Origin of the sequence: Chryseobacterium sp. VD8 (assembly GCF_037149975.1) — a bacterium.
Lineage (GTDB): Bacteria > Bacteroidota > Bacteroidia > Flavobacteriales > Weeksellaceae > Chryseobacterium > Chryseobacterium indicum.
The window spans coordinates 1-15,685 of sequence record NZ_JBBCQL010000097.1 but is presented as its reverse complement, the minus strand read 5'-3'; the positions used below and the strand labels follow the sequence as shown (position 1 = coordinate 15,685).

Below are 15,685 nucleotides of genomic sequence, written 5' to 3'. Positions count from 1 at the left end.
TCGATTCCCAACAGTCGGAAGCGGCAAAAATAGACTGGCGAAAAGACGGGGTAAATCTTATCGATAAATGGATTCCTGCGGAACTTCCGACAGACATCGAAGCAAAATTGCTGGAACTGTTAGACGTTTACAATATCGATTACGGAGCGATAGATATGATCGTTTCGCCCGAAGACGAATATTATTTCATTGAAATCAACTGTGCCGGAGAATTCTTCTGGCTGGATAATCTTACCGAAGGAAACCTTATTTCCAAAAGTATTGCCGATATCTTATGTGATAAAGCTCCAAGAAGAAACAATATGGTTTTGGTCTAAAATTCTTCTAACACAAGATAATACAGAAAACGGGCGAAAGTCCGTTTTTTTAATTTATCCTTAGTTCGGGATAAGAAATAAATTTAAGTATTTGATTTATAGTATTGTATTAAATTACCGCAAAGCAAAACAAAAGATTTTTTACTTATTGAAAGTTTGTAAGCTAAACAAAGGCACTTCGTTTATTCAAAAAACACAAAAATGGTATTACTTTAATAAGTTTTACGCCTTTGTATATCTTAAAAAATGAATTCCTGATAATTGAATCTCTTTGTTTTACCTTGCGTTTAAGAAGACTTATCCCGAACTCAGGTTAATTTAATGATCATCTTATCTATTGCTCAAAACAGAAACATCAAAACTTTTGACGTTTTTATCCATTTAAAAAACAGAAATCTCCCTTAAAAATCGCAAATTTGCATAACGTAGAATATTATCATAATTTAGTAAGCAATCAAGTAAAAAAAATTGATGGTTTTTGTAACGGGAGCAACCGGAATTTTAGGCAGAGTAATCGTTTTGGAACTTCTTAAAAAAGGAAAAAACGTTCGTGCTGCAAAAAGACCGACGAGCAATTTAAACGAAGTAAGGCATTCCTATACATTTTATACGGAAAATCCCGATGATTTTTTCAACCGAATCGAATGGATCGATGTAGATTTTGATGATATTCTCTCTCTTCAGGAAGCCTTAAAAGGAATTGATGAGGTGTATCACTGCGCTGCTAAAGTGGGTTTCAATCCCAAAGACAGCAAAGAAATTTACCACACGAACATTAAAGGAACAGAAAATTTACTTTATGCCTGTGAAGGAGCTGAAGTGAAGAAATTCCTTCATGTAAGTTCTATTGCTGTTCTCGATAATTTTAATGAAAAAGGCGAGCTGGATGAAGAATCCGATTTTAACCCGAAAGAAGACCATTCTGCCTATGCGATCTCAAAACATATTTCTGAAATGGAAGTCTGGAGAGCTTCTGCTGAAGGATTAAACGTTGTTATTGTAAATCCGGGAATGATTATCGGAAGCGGAAGCTGGGGAAACAGCAGTGGCGATATTTTTCCCACTTTCGAAAAAAACAGTTTTACTTTTTCAGGAGGAACAAGCTATGCGGACGTGAGAGATGTTGCCGCAATTTCTGTTGAACTGATGGAGAAAAATATTTTTGGAGAACGGTTCATCATCATTTCCGAGAACAGAAGATATGCAGAATTAGGAAAGCAGATCCGAAAGAAACTGGGATTGAAGGAAGCGAAACTCCTGTCACAATTTCAGCTGAATATCGGAGTTTTGGCAAATACATTATTCGGATGGCTGATTCCGGCTTTAAGAATGGCGACAAGATCCAATGTAAAAGCAATTTCTGAGATGAATATTGTTTCCAACGAAAAAATAAAAAGCAGATTGAATTATCAGTTCATTCCTCTTACGGAAAGTATTGATTTTCATTTAAATAACTATATCAACGATAAAAAGATAAAGCAATGAATCTTGCAGAAGCAATTATCTTAAAAAATACAGAAAAGCATCCGGTAAAATCTGCCATCGGATTTAAAAAGAAAGATGCGGGCTGGAAAGAACTGAGCTGGAAAAAATTCAGTGAAATTGTATATAAAACAGCCAATGCGCTTAAAAATGCAGGCATTCAGGAAAATGATAAAGTAGCCATTTATTCGGATAACTCATCGGAATGGATGATTTTTGATCTCGCAGTATTAGCAATCGGAGCCATTACGGTTCCAATCTATTCAACCAATAATGCAGAACAGGCAGAATACATCATCAACGATTCGGAAGCAAAGGCTATTTTGGTGGGCGATCAGGCTCAGTACGATGCGTGTCTGGAAATTCTGAAAAAAGAAAGTACAAATCTGCAGACTATAATCATTTCTAAAAAAGCAGTCTGGATCAAAAAAGAATTCAGCAGTTTTTATCTTGAAGATTTTATTGCCAAGAGCGCTCCCAAATTAGAATTCTGCAAGAAAGAATATGGAGATATTGCCACGCTTATCTACACTTCCGGAACAACAGGAACGCCGAAAGGAGTCATTCTCACACATGGAAATTTCATAAAAGCTTTTGATGCCCATTTTGAATTTTTTAAGTTTAAAAACTTTGAAGAAGAGCTTTCTCTGGCATTTTTACCTTTAACCCACGTTTTCGAAAGAAGCTGGAGTCTTTTGTGTCTTTACGGAGGCGCAAGAGTTTATTTCCTTGAAGATCCGAAGAATATCGCCAATGCTTTGGAAGAAGTAAAACCGACCATGATGTGCGCTGTGCCGAGATTTTTCCAGAAAGTCTACGCCGGAGTGTTGGAAAAGGCAGAAGAAGGTTCATCGCTGAAGAAAAAAATATTTAACTGGGCATTGGAAACCGGTTCGCAGACCGCAGAATTAAGAAGAAGAGAACAGCCGGTTCCGTTTGGATTAAAAATAAAAGAAAATATTGCCGAATCTTTGGTTTTCAGTAAAATTAAAGAAAAAATGGGCGGAAGATTGTGGTTTCTGCCTTGTGGAGGAGCTTCATTATCTCCGGAAGTGACGAAGTTTTTTGAGTCGGTTGGAATTCATGTGACGGTTGGCTACGGTTTAACGGAAACTACGGCAACTTTAACCGCTTTTCCTTTGACGCATTTTGAACACGGAAGCTGTGGAAAACCTCTTCCGGGCGTGGAAATCCGAATCGGGGAAAACGACGAAATTCAGGCAAAAGGAAACGGAATCATGAAAGGATATTACAAAAAGCCTGAAGAAACGCAGAAAGTTTTCACAGAAGACGGCTGGTTTAAAACCGGAGATGCCGGAACCATCGACAGCAAAGGAAATCTTACCATTACAGACCGATTGAAAGATCTCATGAAGACTTCCAACGGAAAATACATTACGCCGCAGCAGATTGAAAATATCTTAACCAACAACAATTTCATTCAGCAGATTGTGCTGATAGCTGAAGGAAGGCAGTTTGTCTCTGCTTTAGTGGTTCCGAACTTTGAATTTTTGAAAGAATATCTCAAGAAAAATAATATTGCTTTCACCAATTGGGAAGAAATCGTGAAAAACGAGAAGGTAAACGATTTTTATAAAGATAAAATTAAAGAACTGCAAATAGATTTATCCGATTACGAAAAAGTGAAAAAATTCACTTTAATGCCTTCGGAATTTGATATTAATACGGGAGAAATTACTCCGACACTAAAGGTAAAAAGAAATGTAGTGCTTAAAAAATATGCAGATCTTATTGAGAAAATGTATTAAATTTTTAAGACTGAGTTTAAGATTAAGCAATAACGGCAAATCATGCTACATTCCATCTTACAAGAATTAAAATTATGACAACACAGGAGTTTTTAGGAAATAACGAATTTACAATACATAATCAGACAGTTTCGGAAAGCTGTCCTTCGAATATTGCCTTAATCAAATACTGGGGGAAATATGACAATCAGATTCCCGCCAATCCGAGCATCAGTTTTACACTAAATCATTGCAGAACCAATACTTCGATGGAGTTTTCTGCCAATGAACCTTTTTCTGTGCAGACTTTTCTTGCTGGAAATGAGGAAGTAAAATTTGCCGAAAAAATTGAAAAATATTTTAGAAATATCGAACAGTATCTTCCATGGATTTTACAGGGAAAATATATCATCAGAACCGAAAATACCTTTCCTCACAGCTCAGGAATTGCAAGTTCGGCTTCAGGTTTTGGGGCGATTGCCAAATGTCTGATGAATCTTGACGAAACGTTTTCAGGAAAAACTTCGGATGAAGAATCGTTGAGAAAAGCATCGTTCTTAGCAAGATTAGGAAGCGGTAGCGCGTGCCGAAGTCTTTACAACGGATTGGTTGTGTGGGGCGAATCTCAGGTAAAAGGAAGCTCTGATCTTTTTGCAGTACAATACCCGAACGATGAAATTCATGAAATTTTTAAAGATTTTAATGACTGGGTTTTACTCATCCATGAAGGGCAGAAAAGCGTTTCTTCCACTGTCGGTCATGGTTTAATGAATACCAATCCTTACGCAGACAGAAGATTTCAGGAAGCAAGGGAAAACTTCGGTCCGATGAAGGAAATGTTAGCCAGCGGAGATTTGCAGCGTTTTATTAAACTGGTAGAACATGAAGCATTAACACTTCATGCCATGATGATGATGAGCGATCCTGCATTTATTTTAATGAAAACAGGAACTTTGGAAGTCATCAACAAAATCTGGGATTTCAGAAAAGAAACCGGTTTGCCGCTGTTCTTCACGTTAGACGCAGGAGCCAATGTTCATCTTCTCTTCCCGAATGACGGCTCAGAAGAAACAATAAAATCTTTCATTGAAGCCGAACTGTTACAGCATACGCAGAATAACGGAGTGGTGAAAGATGTGATGAAGTTTTAGAAGTAATTCAAAATATAAGGGTTAAAGACATACTTAAAATCTCTAACCCTATTTTTATCTATTTATCTAAGATTCCCCTGATTTTATTCGCATTCGAAATCAGCTCTTCCAGATATTCGAAATTCTCTTTTTCCAAAGCGGCTTTAAACTTTCTTAGCTGAGCAATATGTTCATTTAATACATCCAGAACATTTTCTTTATTTTGTCTGAAAATCGGAACCCACATTTCAGGATGAGACTTTGCCAGACGAACGGTGCTGGAAAAACCGGAACTTGCCAGTTGAAAAATAGTTTCTTCTTCTTTCTCTTTTTCTAAAACTGTATTTGCCAAAGCGTAAGAAGTAATGTGGGAAATATGCGAAATATAAGCGGTGTGAACATCGTGATCTTCCGCATTCATATAAATCAGATGCATATCAAGACTTTCGGCAATTTTTTCAACCAATTCTAAAGCATCTTTCGCAGATTCTTCCTTATCGCAGATAACGCCGGCTTTTCCAGAGAAACTTTCTGAAACTGCCGATTTAGGTCCGTTATTTTCCGTTCCCCACATCGGGTGAAAAGCTACAAATCTCGATCTTTTCGGATGATTTTTTACCGCATTTACAATTCCCGCTTTGGTAGATCCTGCATCCATCACCGTCTGATTTTCCGAAATCAGGTCTAAAATATTCGGCAGTAATTTTCTCGCGGCATCCACAGGAATGGCAAGAATCACCAGATCAGAGTTTTTGATTCCGTATTCCAGATCTACTTTTGCATCGATTATTTTGAGTTCTAATGCTTCATTCAGATGCTCATTGCTGTTATCAATTCCATAGACGAAATCGGCAATTCCTTTTTGTCTTAATTTTAATGCAATCGAGCCCCCGATTAATCCTACACCAATTATACTTATTTTCATCGTTTAAATTTTAAAATAAAAAACCCCGCCCAAGGACGAGGTTTTGTTTTATCTACATGAAATCCTTATCCCAGATCTGAGTTAAAAATTCCGTAATAATATGTTCCGTTGTTTGTAATCACGAGACAAAGGTAAATAATTTTTTTTAATCAGGATTAAAAAGTGAATTGTGAATTTCGCTTCGCGAGTCAAATTTTTACAGGTCAATTAACTTCGTTGCTAATTCGCTTTGCTGTCAATTTATTTCATTGTGAATTTAAGAATTTACAATCGCTTACGTATCAAAATTCACTATTTACAAATTAAGGATTGCTGATAATCAATGTTGAAGGAATATCCGATAACCATATGCTTTTCGTATCAATGAGATTTTTCCAGCTTTTGCTGCTGATGAGCATTAAATCCTGCGAATTCAGAAACTCTTTCTCAATTTTTTTCTCATTGTATAAAGTGATATGATTGGGCGCAACCTGTTCGATGCTTCGGATGAGTTCTTTCACTTCAATATTATTCCGGATCTGTCCTGCAACATCTAAGATGATAATCTGAGAATTGTTATTATTGATGAGTCTTTTGGCATATTCAAGTAGATAAAAATCGCTTAAATTAAAGATCGGGACAAAAACTTTATCTGCGGAAGTGAATTCTTTTTCCACCAAAATCCCAACAGGAATATGGGTTTTATCCAGAATCTGTAACGTAAAATCGTCAAAAGGCGAGTTGTTGAAAATGTTGCCTTTCCCTTTTACCGTATTTAAAAGTTTTTCAGGATTAATAATCTTTGTCGTGAAACCAAGCAGTCTTCCCAGTAAACTTCCTTCATACATGGATTTTCCGAGCATGATAAGAAGAAGGTCATAATTTCCTTTGTTGGTAATATGCGTAAGGTCGTTTTCAATATCATTGGATGCTTTGAAAAGCGTTGTGACTTCAAGATTGAGATCATTGGACGTTTCTATTACATTTTTAAACTGCTCATTTTCGTATTCATTAATATCATAAGCGTGCATTTCGTTCACGGGAGCAATATTCATTGCAGTTATGCTTTTGTTGCCGTTCATTTTATTGGTAAAATCATGAGCCAGTTTCAGCAGCGTGCTTCCGGATTCAGGATGGTCAAAAGATAATAATACCCTATATTTCGCATCATTTACCGGAGATTCTTCATCATCTTTTTTAGATTTAAATATAAAATTGATGAAATCCAGCGCAGGTCCCGTCATGAAAGTTGTAAACAGCGCCATAATTACCATCATCGCAAATATCTGAGGGCTTAAAACGCCTAAATCATAACCGATATTCAGGACAATAAGTTCCATTAAACCTCTGGTGTTCATCAAAGCTCCGATCGTTAAACTTTCTTTCCAGTTGATGCCTAAAAATTTTGCGGTTAACGCACTTCCTGCAAATTTCCCGATCACTGCGGTTAAAATAATGAATCCTGCCGTAATCCAGAGATGACTGTCATTCAGTAATCCGATCTGGGTACGAAGTCCTGTAAATACGAAGAAAAGGGGCAGAAGAAGTACCAAAGCGACATCTTCCACTTTATCAATAAACAGTGTTCTGAATTTTGCATTTTCAGGCATAATTGCTCCTGCCATAAAAGCTCCGAAAAGCGCATGAATCCCAATGACTTCCGTAGCATAAGCTGAAAGAATCAAGGTTAAAAAGAAAATCGCAACCATGGGTTTGTTGATGGTACTTTTTCCTGCCTGTAAGTCCCCGATTCTTTTCAGGAACGGTCTTACAATTTTAATCATGAAAAATACATAGGCAATTGCCATCAGAATTACATAGAGTGAACTTTCGAACGATCCTGCTTTTACGATAGCAATTACGGCTGCTAAAATACACCATGCCGTAATATCATCGGCTGCAGCACAGGTAATAACCACAGTTCCCAGTTTGGTTTTCTGAAGATTTCTTTCCTGAACGATTCTTGCCAAAACAGGAAACGCCGTGATGCTCATGGCAATAGCGATGAATAGTGCGAAAGAAGTAAACTGAATTCCTTCCGGCGCAAATTCTTTATAAATGAAATAAGACAGACCAATTCCCAACGCAAAAGGGATTATAATACTTGCATGACTAATTACAACTGCATCGTGTGCTTTTTTTCTTAAAACACTTAGATCCAGTTCCATTCCTACAATGTACATGAAAAGGATAAGCCCGATCTGGCTTAAAAACTGTAGATTTCCTAAAGATTCTTTCGGGAAGAGGAATGCCGAAAATTCCGGGAAGTACATTCCTACAAGGGAAGGTCCAAGAACAATTCCCGCAATCATTTCACCGATCACGGAAGGCTGCTTGATCTTCATACAAATCCAGCCGAAAAGTCTTGCAACAAGAATAATCGTAACGATTTGCGCCAGTAATAAAGCTAAAGGATGATGAAGATTGGTCTTGAATGATTCTAAAAAATTGTCCCAACTGGAACTGTTGTTTGTTTTTGTAATGATCTTTTCTCCGATTTCCAAAGTCTGCCCTTCAATGATGAAAAAATACATCAGTGATGAAAAAACAATAATGGTGGAAATATAAAAGATGATATTTCTGTATTTTCCCCAATTCATGATTCCAAATTTTAGACAAAATTGCTAAGAAAATCGGAAAAAAAAGATGATTTTTAATCAAATGTAATGAAAAGAAAGAATTTTGCAGTGAAATCTAATGTCCCAATAAATCGGAAAGAGATTTCCTGTAGGTTTCCCCGATCTGAAGCTTTAAAAAGCGGTCATTTCCCAGAAAAACAGTAGTAATAATTTCGTTGGTGGAAAATATTTTAACAGCAGATAAAGCAACAACTTCTTTTTTATTGACCTGCGCAAAATCTTTTGCGGGAAGCATTTCCAGAAGGTTTTTGAAATTCAGGTTTTTTAAAACAATATTGGTTCCGTCCTTAAGAAGAATTTCTTTGTCCCGACTGTCGATTTCCGAAGTTTTGATGTAGGCGATCTGGTCCGTAAAAATTACGGTTTTGCCGATGTTGGTATTCCACTCGATAAAATCTTTTTTATTGGTCTTTTGGAGTAGTTCCGCTGCTTTTTCGAAAGCCTGTGTTAACCTTTCTTTTTTGATGGGTTTTCTTACATAATCCACAACATTCAGGTCGAAAGCTTCGGCTGCATATTCTTTGTAAGCGGTGGTAAAAATGATTTTTTTTGAGCCTGAAATGGCTTCTGCAACATGCAATCCGTTTATTCCGGGCATTTCGATGTCTAAAATACAGACGTTGCAGTCGATGTTTACAATTTCGTTCAGAAAAATTTTAGGATCATTGAATGCTTTTACAACTTCTACATTTTCAATCTGTTCGCATAGAAGTTTTAAATAGCTGATTGCCAGTAATTCATCGTCAAGAATAACGCATTTTATCATAAAAATCTCCTAAATTGATTGTTAATTCTGCCGTGAAGATACCGTTTTTTGAACTTTTCTGAAGCGTGTAAAAATTATTGTAGATCATTTTCAGCCTTTGATCCAGAGACTGGCTTCCGAAGCCGCTTTTTTCCTTTTCGAGAACATTTTTCAGAGAAGCTTTATTGCTTACTTTCATCGTGAAAATTCTTTTTTCAAGTTCAAGCTGAATGGAAATAAAAGAGTCTGAAGCAAGGAAATCGGTGTGTTTAAAGGCATTTTCAATCAAATCTACCGAAAGAAGAGGGGCAAAAACTTTCTCTTCGTAAATTTCATCCGATTTATTGATTTTCGATTTAATTCTGAAATCAAAAAGAGGATTTACTTTAATTTTGTTGATCTCAATTAAACTTAAGGCAAAATTTAATTCTTCTTTTGGGCTTACGAATTTGTTATTACTTTCGTATAGAATATAGTCTAAAACATTCGCAAGTTTATCGAGCGACATATACGTCTGATAAGCATGAGACTGCACCGAATTAAGGATGTTTTTGAATAGATGCGGGTTCAGTTTTGTTCCGATGTGTTCAAGCTGTACTTCATTCAGTCTTTCCTGAATCATTTTATTGGCAGTCGAAAGCTTGGCATTTTTTACTTTAAATTTCTGATTTTGGCTGAATAAATAAATGCTTACCGTTAAAAAAAAGAAAACCGCAAATACTCCGATGAATATCCAATAATCATGAATCATGTAGTAATTGCCTTCCATGGATTGAAAATTTATTTACTTATTTCTTTTATTTTAAGCCAAATATATAACATGTAGTATTAGCAATGTCATGCTGAGCGGAGTCGAAGCATTCTTTGTATTTTATTTAAACGCAAAGTTTTAATAAAGATAACTCTAAATTTAAAAGAAGCAAAGGCATAAATGCTTCGCAAAGCAGACTGATAATTTATTTCAATTTCTTCAAAGAATTCACCGTTACGCTTTCCTCACATTTTTCAAAAGTGATTTCATAAGCGGGATTATCTTCAGGATAGGTGAGAAGGTAATCAGGACAGGGTTTTTTCTGCGCGTGGCTTCTATCGAAATCAATCTTTCCTTTGGTGATGATACTGTCTTTCAGAAATTTTTCATCAACTTTTAATGTCGCCATTTCTGTTTTTGCTGTTTCAGAATATTTAAAATCTTTAGACAGGGTTTCTGCAATAACGCGGCTGTTGGGAAGATAACCGCTGCAGCTTGCGCCTTTTTTGTTTAAGATAAAAAATACAATAATACATCCCGGTACAAGACCGATTGCATAGAATTTCAGTTTTTTCATTAGAAAATTAAAAGATTGATATCGTGATAGGTAAGGCCAAAACGGTCGCAGATGATTTTCTTCGTGTGTCTGCCTTTGTACATATAAAGACTTTGCTTCATTTCGTTTTTGCGAACCAGCATATTTTCGAAACCGCCTTCTTCGTCGTAATTTAAAATATAGGAAAGGAAGAAATTGGAGATGGCTTTTGTGGTGGTTCTCGGCATTCTTGAAGTAAGATTCGGAAGTCCGCAGTGGATTACGCCGTGTTTGATGATGTATGGATCTTCCATGGTGGTAAGTTCGGAAGTCTCGATTACTTTTCCGTTGTCGATGGTAATATCGATAATCACACTTCCTTTTTTCATTTTCATTACCATATCTTCGGTAACGATGGGCGTCATATTCAGTCTTGGAAGGGCTCCGATCACAACATCGGCTCTTCTTAAGGCTTTTTTAAGTTCTTTCGGATCGATAATAGAAGTCGGAACTCTGCTGTCGACCAAAGTGTGAAGTCGTCTTAATTTTGAAAGAGAGTTATCGAAAACTCTTACGCTTGCACCTAAACCAATAGCTGCTTTTGTGGCAAATTCTCCAACGATTCCTGCTCCCAAAATAACCACTTCAGCGGGTCTTACTCCTGTGATTCCGCCCAACATTAAACCATTGGATAAAGCTAGAAGCTCGGAAGCATAAAGAATAGAAACCGTTCCTGCAATTTCGCCGACTAATCTTACTAAAGCTAATTGTTTGTATTCGTCTACAATGAATTCGAATGCAATGGCATTTACTTTTTTCTCTGCCAGTTTCAGGAAATAATTCTTATCCCTCAGGTTGATCTGTAATGCGGAAACCAGATAGGTATTCGGACGCATATAATCAATTTCTTCTTCTGTCGGCGGATTTACTTTTAAAATTAAATCCTGTCCGAAAGCTTCTTTAGGATCGTTTGTAATTCTGGCTCCTGATTCAGAATATTGAAGATCTGTAAAGAACGAACCTTGTCCGGCTCCGGATTCTATGATAATTTCGTGACCACTTTCTACCAAAACCTGTACCGCATCGGGTGTAATGCAGGTTCTTCTTTCATTCAGGGAAGTTTCCTTAGGAATTCCTATGCTGAATTGTTTTCCTTTTTTAATGACCTCCAGTTTTTCTTCTTTCGGCATCAGTTCCTCTTCGGTAAAAGGAGTAAAAATGTTTGTAGTACTCATCCTTTTAAATAATTAGGTTCTTACAGATCGTTATTTTACATTCAAATTCAGGAGCAAATATACATAATATTTACTCGAATGAAATTTCTCTGTTTTCTCCGGTATTAATGATGCTCATTTCGTGGTATTTAAGGCCGTAAAGATCTTCTTCATATACTTCAGGCCATTCGATAATGCAGAGAAATGAATGGTCTAAATATTCTTCCATTCCGATATCATAGACTTCATCAATATTTTTTAAGCGGTATAAATCGAAATGATATACTTTTCCTTTCGGGGTACTGTATTCGTTAACAATAGAATAGGTAGGAGAGTTTACTTCATCTGTACTTCCCAGATTTTTAAGCAAAAACTGGGTAAAAGTTGTTTTTCCGGCGCCCAGATTTCCTTTTAAAAGTAAAATGTTATGCTCTAATTTTGAAATGACGGTTTCGGCAATATTCTGCCAGTCTTCCATATGTTGAATCGTGAATTGCATATTTTTAAACAAAGATAATTAATTACAGTAAAAAATTTAATTCTTTATTTTAGAATTATTGAGATAAACATGATAAAAATGTTCTGTCCTTTCCTTTGCTTTTTGAGGATTTCTAGACCGGTTGTATTTTAGAGGAGCTTCGTATAATGCTAAAATTTCAGCCATTTCCATGGGTTTCAGATCTTTGGCATCCTTTTTAAAAAGAGAATGGGAAACCTCAGATAAACCTTTTCTGTTTTCTAAGAAATCAAAACTGCCGAAATTAAATTGAAGACATTCTTTCTGGCTAAATTTGTTTTCAATAAATCTTGCTACAATAAACTGATTCATGAAATAATTTATTCTTTTTGTATGCTTAATTTCTAAAGTTGGTAAAATCTTGTAAGACATTTGATTACATGGGCATTCTTTTCGAGGAGAATCTGAATTAGTGAATATACCAGACATATAATTCCATGAATTTTCGGATAACGAATTCGGATAAACAGTATTATAAAAATTTGAAAAGTTATTAGGAATTTTTTCGCTACTTCTGATGTTGAATGTGATTGTTCTTTTGTCGTTGGTCTTTAAGATGAACATTCCTCCAAACTCTAGATACAAAAGGAATACAATGAAAATAGTAACAGTTATAATAAAAAATCGTCTGAAATATTTCATAAATAAAGATGATAGTTATAGTTTGATTCAAAAATAAATAAATTAAATTGTTTTAAATCAATAAATTATGTGGGCTAGTAAAAATCTTCTTTACAATCCTATTATAGAAAGAATATAATTTTTGTATATTTTTGCAGCATGATTTCCAAACAGACCATAGATAAAATATTTTCCACGATTCGGGTAGAAGAAATCGTTGGAGAATATGTGCAGCTCAAAAGAGCAGGGTCTAATTTCAAAGGATTAAGTCCTTTTCATGACGAAAAAACACCGAGTTTCGTTGTTTCGGCAAGTAAACAGATCTGGAAAGATTTCTCCACCGGAAAAGGTGGGACAGCGATCTCTTTCTTAATGGAAATCGAAAATTTCACCTATCCTGAAGCACTTCGTCACGCGGCAAAAAAATACGGAATTGAAATTGAGGAAGATCAGAAGGATTTTTCCGAAGAAGCAAAAAATGCACAGTCGGAAAGAGATCTGCTGTATAAAATCCATGAAGTAGCGAACGATTTTTTTCAGAATTTCCTTTGGGAAGTGGAAGAAGGGAAATCAATCGGTCTTTCTTATTTTAAAGAGCGTGAACTTCGTGATGATATCATTAAAAAATTTCAGCTCGGATATTCACCTGAAAAAAAGAACGCCTTTACAGAATATGCTTTGGAAAAAGGCTATTCAAAAGAAATTCTGGAGAAATCGGGACTTTCGATTTTTCCTGAAAATTCTCCCGCCGGAATCGACCGTTTCCGTGAAAGAGTAATCTTTCCGATTCACAGTTTTTCGGGTAGGGTTTTAGGATTCGGAGCCAGAATTCTTAAAAATAATGTAAAAACAGCCAAATATCTCAACTCTCCGGAAACAGAAATTTATCATAAATCCAATGTTCTTTACGGTTTAAACCAGAGCAAACAGGCAATTTCGCGTAAGAATGTCTGTCTTTTGGTGGAAGGTTATATGGACGTTATTTCGCTTCACATGTCGGGAATCGAAAATGTGGTGGCAAGTTCCGGAACTTCTTTAACGACGGAGCAGATTAAGCTTATTAAAAGATTAACGGAGAATGTTACGATTCTTTTTGACGGGGATAACGCAGGAATCAAGGCCAGTTTCAGAAGTATCGATATGCTTTTGACGGAAGGGATGAACATTCGGGTGATGCTGTTTCCGGACGGAGACGATCCCGATTCTTTCGCCAGAAAACATCCGCAGGAATACGTGGAAAAATTCATCGAAAATGAAGCGATGGATTTTATTGATTTTAAAGCCGAAATTCTTTTCAAGGAAATTGGAGACGATCCGATTAAGAAAGCTGAAGCCATCAGAGACATTGTAAAGTCGGTTTCCTTTGTTCAGAATGCTTTGAAAAGGGAAGTGTATCTAAAGCAGGTTTCCACAAAATTCGGACTTTCTGAGCAGAGTCTGTTTAATGAGCTTGATGTTCAGAAACAGATCACCCAAAATCAGACGCATAAAGCACAGATTAAAGCTGAAGCGCAACAACCTGCGAAGCTTGAAGTGGTTAATGATCCGAGAGATTATATAGATCCGGTACTTTTCAATGTGACAAAACTTGAGAATGATCTTATCAATCATATGCTCAATTACGGAGATGTTGTCCTTCACCGCACTGCGCCGGATCAGCAGAAATATGATATTACGGTGATTGAAGAGATTCTTCATCATTTTGAAGAAGACGATTACGAATTTCAGGTGGAGCTGAATAAAAAAATCGTAGACTACATAAAAGAAGGAATTGAAAAAGAGGAACTCCGAAAAGGAAATTTCTTTTTCGGATTAATGGATGAGGAGCTCAGTAAAGCAGCCGTTAATTCCATGAATATTTACAGTGAGCTGAACGACTGGACCACAAGAAATATTTTTTCACCCAATTACGGAGATAAAATTCCGGAGCAGGTGGCAGGAGATATTCTGATTCATAAATTCAGATATGTCAATTTCCTGATATCAAAGGCAAAAGGAGAACTCGCAGAATATGCAGAATCCGATGAATCTAAATATTTTGAACAGCTTAAGAAGATTCAGATGCTCACGATGGTTTCCAAAGAACTGGCTAAAATTTTAAATTATTCTGCAATTACAGGTATTTATACTGACAGATAATGGCAAATAATTTTGTAATTATTAAAACTTTATGACAAAAAGTCTTATAAAATTTTAGGAATAAAAGTTGTAAATTCAACCTTGTAAAAATTTAATACACAAAGCAAACATATGGACATTAAAAAAGAATTCAGAGATTTCTCTGTAAAACATTTAGGAAATAACGGTTTGGTAACCGATCAGTATATGGGAATGTACGGTCCTACAGGTCTTACGCCGTACATCATGGAGGAAAGAAGATTAAACGTTGCACAAATGGACGTTTTCTCCCGTTTAATGATGGACAGAATTATTTTCTTAGGAACAGGAATTGATGATCAGGTGGCGAATATCGTAACCGCTCAGCTTCTTTTCTTAGAGAGTGCAGATCCTTCAAAAGATATTCAGATTTACATCAATTCTCCGGGTGGAAGCGTTTACGCAGGTTTAGGAATCTATGATACGATGCAGATCATTAAGCCGGATGTAGCAACAATCTGTACAGGTATTGCAGCTTCAATGGGAGCGGTTCTTTTAGTTGCCGGAGAAAGCGGTAAGCGTTCTGCTTTAAAGCACTCAAGAGTAATGATTCACCAGCCTTCCGGAGGTGCTCAAGGTGTGGCTTCTGATATGGAGATCAACTTGAGAGAGATGTTAAAGCTTAAAAAAGAGCTTTACGAGATCATTTCCGAGCACTCAGGACAGACTTATGACTGGGTAGAAAAAGCTTCAGACAGAGATTACTGGATGACTTCCGAAGAAGCAAAAGGATACGGAATGGTAGACGAAGTTTTACAGAGATCTAAAGACAAAAAATAAATTTTGTAAAAATAATAAGAAGACGCATCAATTGATTTTGGTGCGTTTTTTTTATGGAGATCTGAAACTTTTATGAATTTTTTCAGGAGCTTTTTCCGGCTTTCCGCACTCGCTGTTTTAATATTTGAGGGTTGCGGCGGCGGAG

The 15,685-nt window shown here is 36.3% G+C and carries 13 protein-coding genes and 1 pseudogene; 6 read left to right on the top strand and 8 right to left on the bottom strand.

Features of this window, described 5'->3' with window-relative positions; translation table 11 throughout:
• The 4 genes and pseudogenes from WFK35_RS12075 to WFK35_RS12060 all read left to right on the top strand — a co-directional run.
• Nucleotides 1–317 (top strand): annotated as a pseudogene (locus WFK35_RS12075) (MvdD family ATP-grasp ribosomal peptide maturase); the annotation flags it as partial.
• A gap of 471 nt (nt 318–788) precedes the next feature.
• Nucleotides 789–1,802, top strand: a complete 1,014-nt coding sequence (locus WFK35_RS12070) for an NAD-dependent epimerase/dehydratase family protein (protein WP_336732822.1) — start codon at nt 789–791, stop codon at nt 1,800–1,802.
• Nucleotides 1,799–3,568: an AMP-dependent synthetase/ligase gene (locus WFK35_RS12065; protein ID WP_336732821.1), complete on the top strand. Its 1,770-nt coding sequence runs from the start codon at nt 1,799–1,801 to the stop codon at nt 3,566–3,568. Before WFK35_RS12070 ends, WFK35_RS12065 begins: the two co-directional genes overlap by 4 nt.
• Nucleotides 3,569–3,642: 74 nt before the next feature.
• Nucleotides 3,643–4,698, top strand: coding sequence for a diphosphomevalonate/mevalonate 3,5-bisphosphate decarboxylase family protein (locus WFK35_RS12060; RefSeq protein WP_336732820.1), 1,056 nt, complete (start codon nt 3,643–3,645; stop codon nt 4,696–4,698).
• A gap of 58 nt (nt 4,699–4,756) precedes the next feature.
• On the opposite strand, the gene WFK35_RS12055 is transcribed toward WFK35_RS12060, so the two are convergent.
• The 8 genes from WFK35_RS12055 to WFK35_RS12020 form a co-directional block, all read right to left on the bottom strand.
• Nucleotides 4,757–5,602 (bottom strand): prephenate dehydrogenase, encoded by an 846-nt coding sequence (locus tag WFK35_RS12055; RefSeq protein WP_336732819.1) that lies wholly within the window; start codon nt 5,600–5,602, stop codon nt 4,757–4,759.
• A 302-nt stretch (nt 5,603–5,904) separates the two neighbouring features.
• Nucleotides 5,905–8,181, bottom strand: a complete 2,277-nt coding sequence (locus tag WFK35_RS12050; protein ID WP_336732818.1) for a cation:proton antiporter — start codon at nt 8,179–8,181, stop codon at nt 5,905–5,907.
• Nucleotides 8,182–8,275: 94 nt separating this feature from the next.
• Nucleotides 8,276–8,986 carry a LytR/AlgR family response regulator transcription factor gene (locus WFK35_RS12045; RefSeq protein WP_336732817.1) on the bottom strand — a complete coding sequence of 237 codons (711 nt, stop codon included), beginning with the start codon at nt 8,984–8,986 and terminating at the stop codon, nt 8,276–8,278.
• A complete protein-coding gene (locus tag WFK35_RS12040) occupies nt 8,964–9,734 on the bottom strand; it encodes a histidine kinase (protein ID WP_084196407.1) in 771 nt (256 codons plus the stop codon). The genes WFK35_RS12045 and WFK35_RS12040 overlap by 23 nt, the downstream gene beginning before the upstream one ends.
• Nucleotides 9,735–9,921: 187 nt before the next feature.
• Nucleotides 9,922–10,293, bottom strand: a complete 372-nt coding sequence (locus tag WFK35_RS12035) for a hypothetical protein (protein WP_336732816.1) — start codon at nt 10,291–10,293, stop codon at nt 9,922–9,924.
• Nucleotides 10,293–11,486, bottom strand: coding sequence for an alanine dehydrogenase (locus tag WFK35_RS12030; protein WP_235131345.1), 1,194 nt, complete (start codon nt 11,484–11,486; stop codon nt 10,293–10,295). The genes WFK35_RS12035 and WFK35_RS12030 overlap by 1 nt, the downstream gene beginning before the upstream one ends.
• Nucleotides 11,487–11,556: 70 nt before the next feature.
• Nucleotides 11,557–11,964 carry a tRNA (adenosine(37)-N6)-threonylcarbamoyltransferase complex ATPase subunit type 1 TsaE gene (gene tsaE / locus WFK35_RS12025; RefSeq protein WP_214589090.1) on the bottom strand — a complete coding sequence of 136 codons (408 nt, stop codon included), beginning with the start codon at nt 11,962–11,964 and terminating at the stop codon, nt 11,557–11,559.
• A gap of 36 nt (nt 11,965–12,000) precedes the next feature.
• Nucleotides 12,001–12,354: a transglycosylase domain-containing protein gene (locus WFK35_RS12020; RefSeq protein WP_336732815.1), complete on the bottom strand. Its 354-nt coding sequence runs from the start codon at nt 12,352–12,354 to the stop codon at nt 12,001–12,003.
• 408 nt (nt 12,355–12,762) lie between these two features.
• On the opposite strand from WFK35_RS12020, the gene dnaG reads away from it, so the two are divergent.
• Both dnaG and clpP read left to right on the top strand, forming a co-directional pair.
• Complete coding sequence (gene dnaG, locus WFK35_RS12015) at nt 12,763–14,742, top strand: DNA primase (protein WP_336732814.1); 1,980 nt, start codon at nt 12,763–12,765, stop codon at nt 14,740–14,742.
• 111 nt (nt 14,743–14,853) lie between these two features.
• Nucleotides 14,854–15,540, top strand: a complete 687-nt coding sequence (clpP, locus tag WFK35_RS12010; RefSeq protein WP_214589093.1) for an ATP-dependent Clp endopeptidase proteolytic subunit ClpP — start codon at nt 14,854–14,856, stop codon at nt 15,538–15,540.
• The last annotated feature ends 145 nt before the right edge of the window (nt 15,541–15,685 follow it).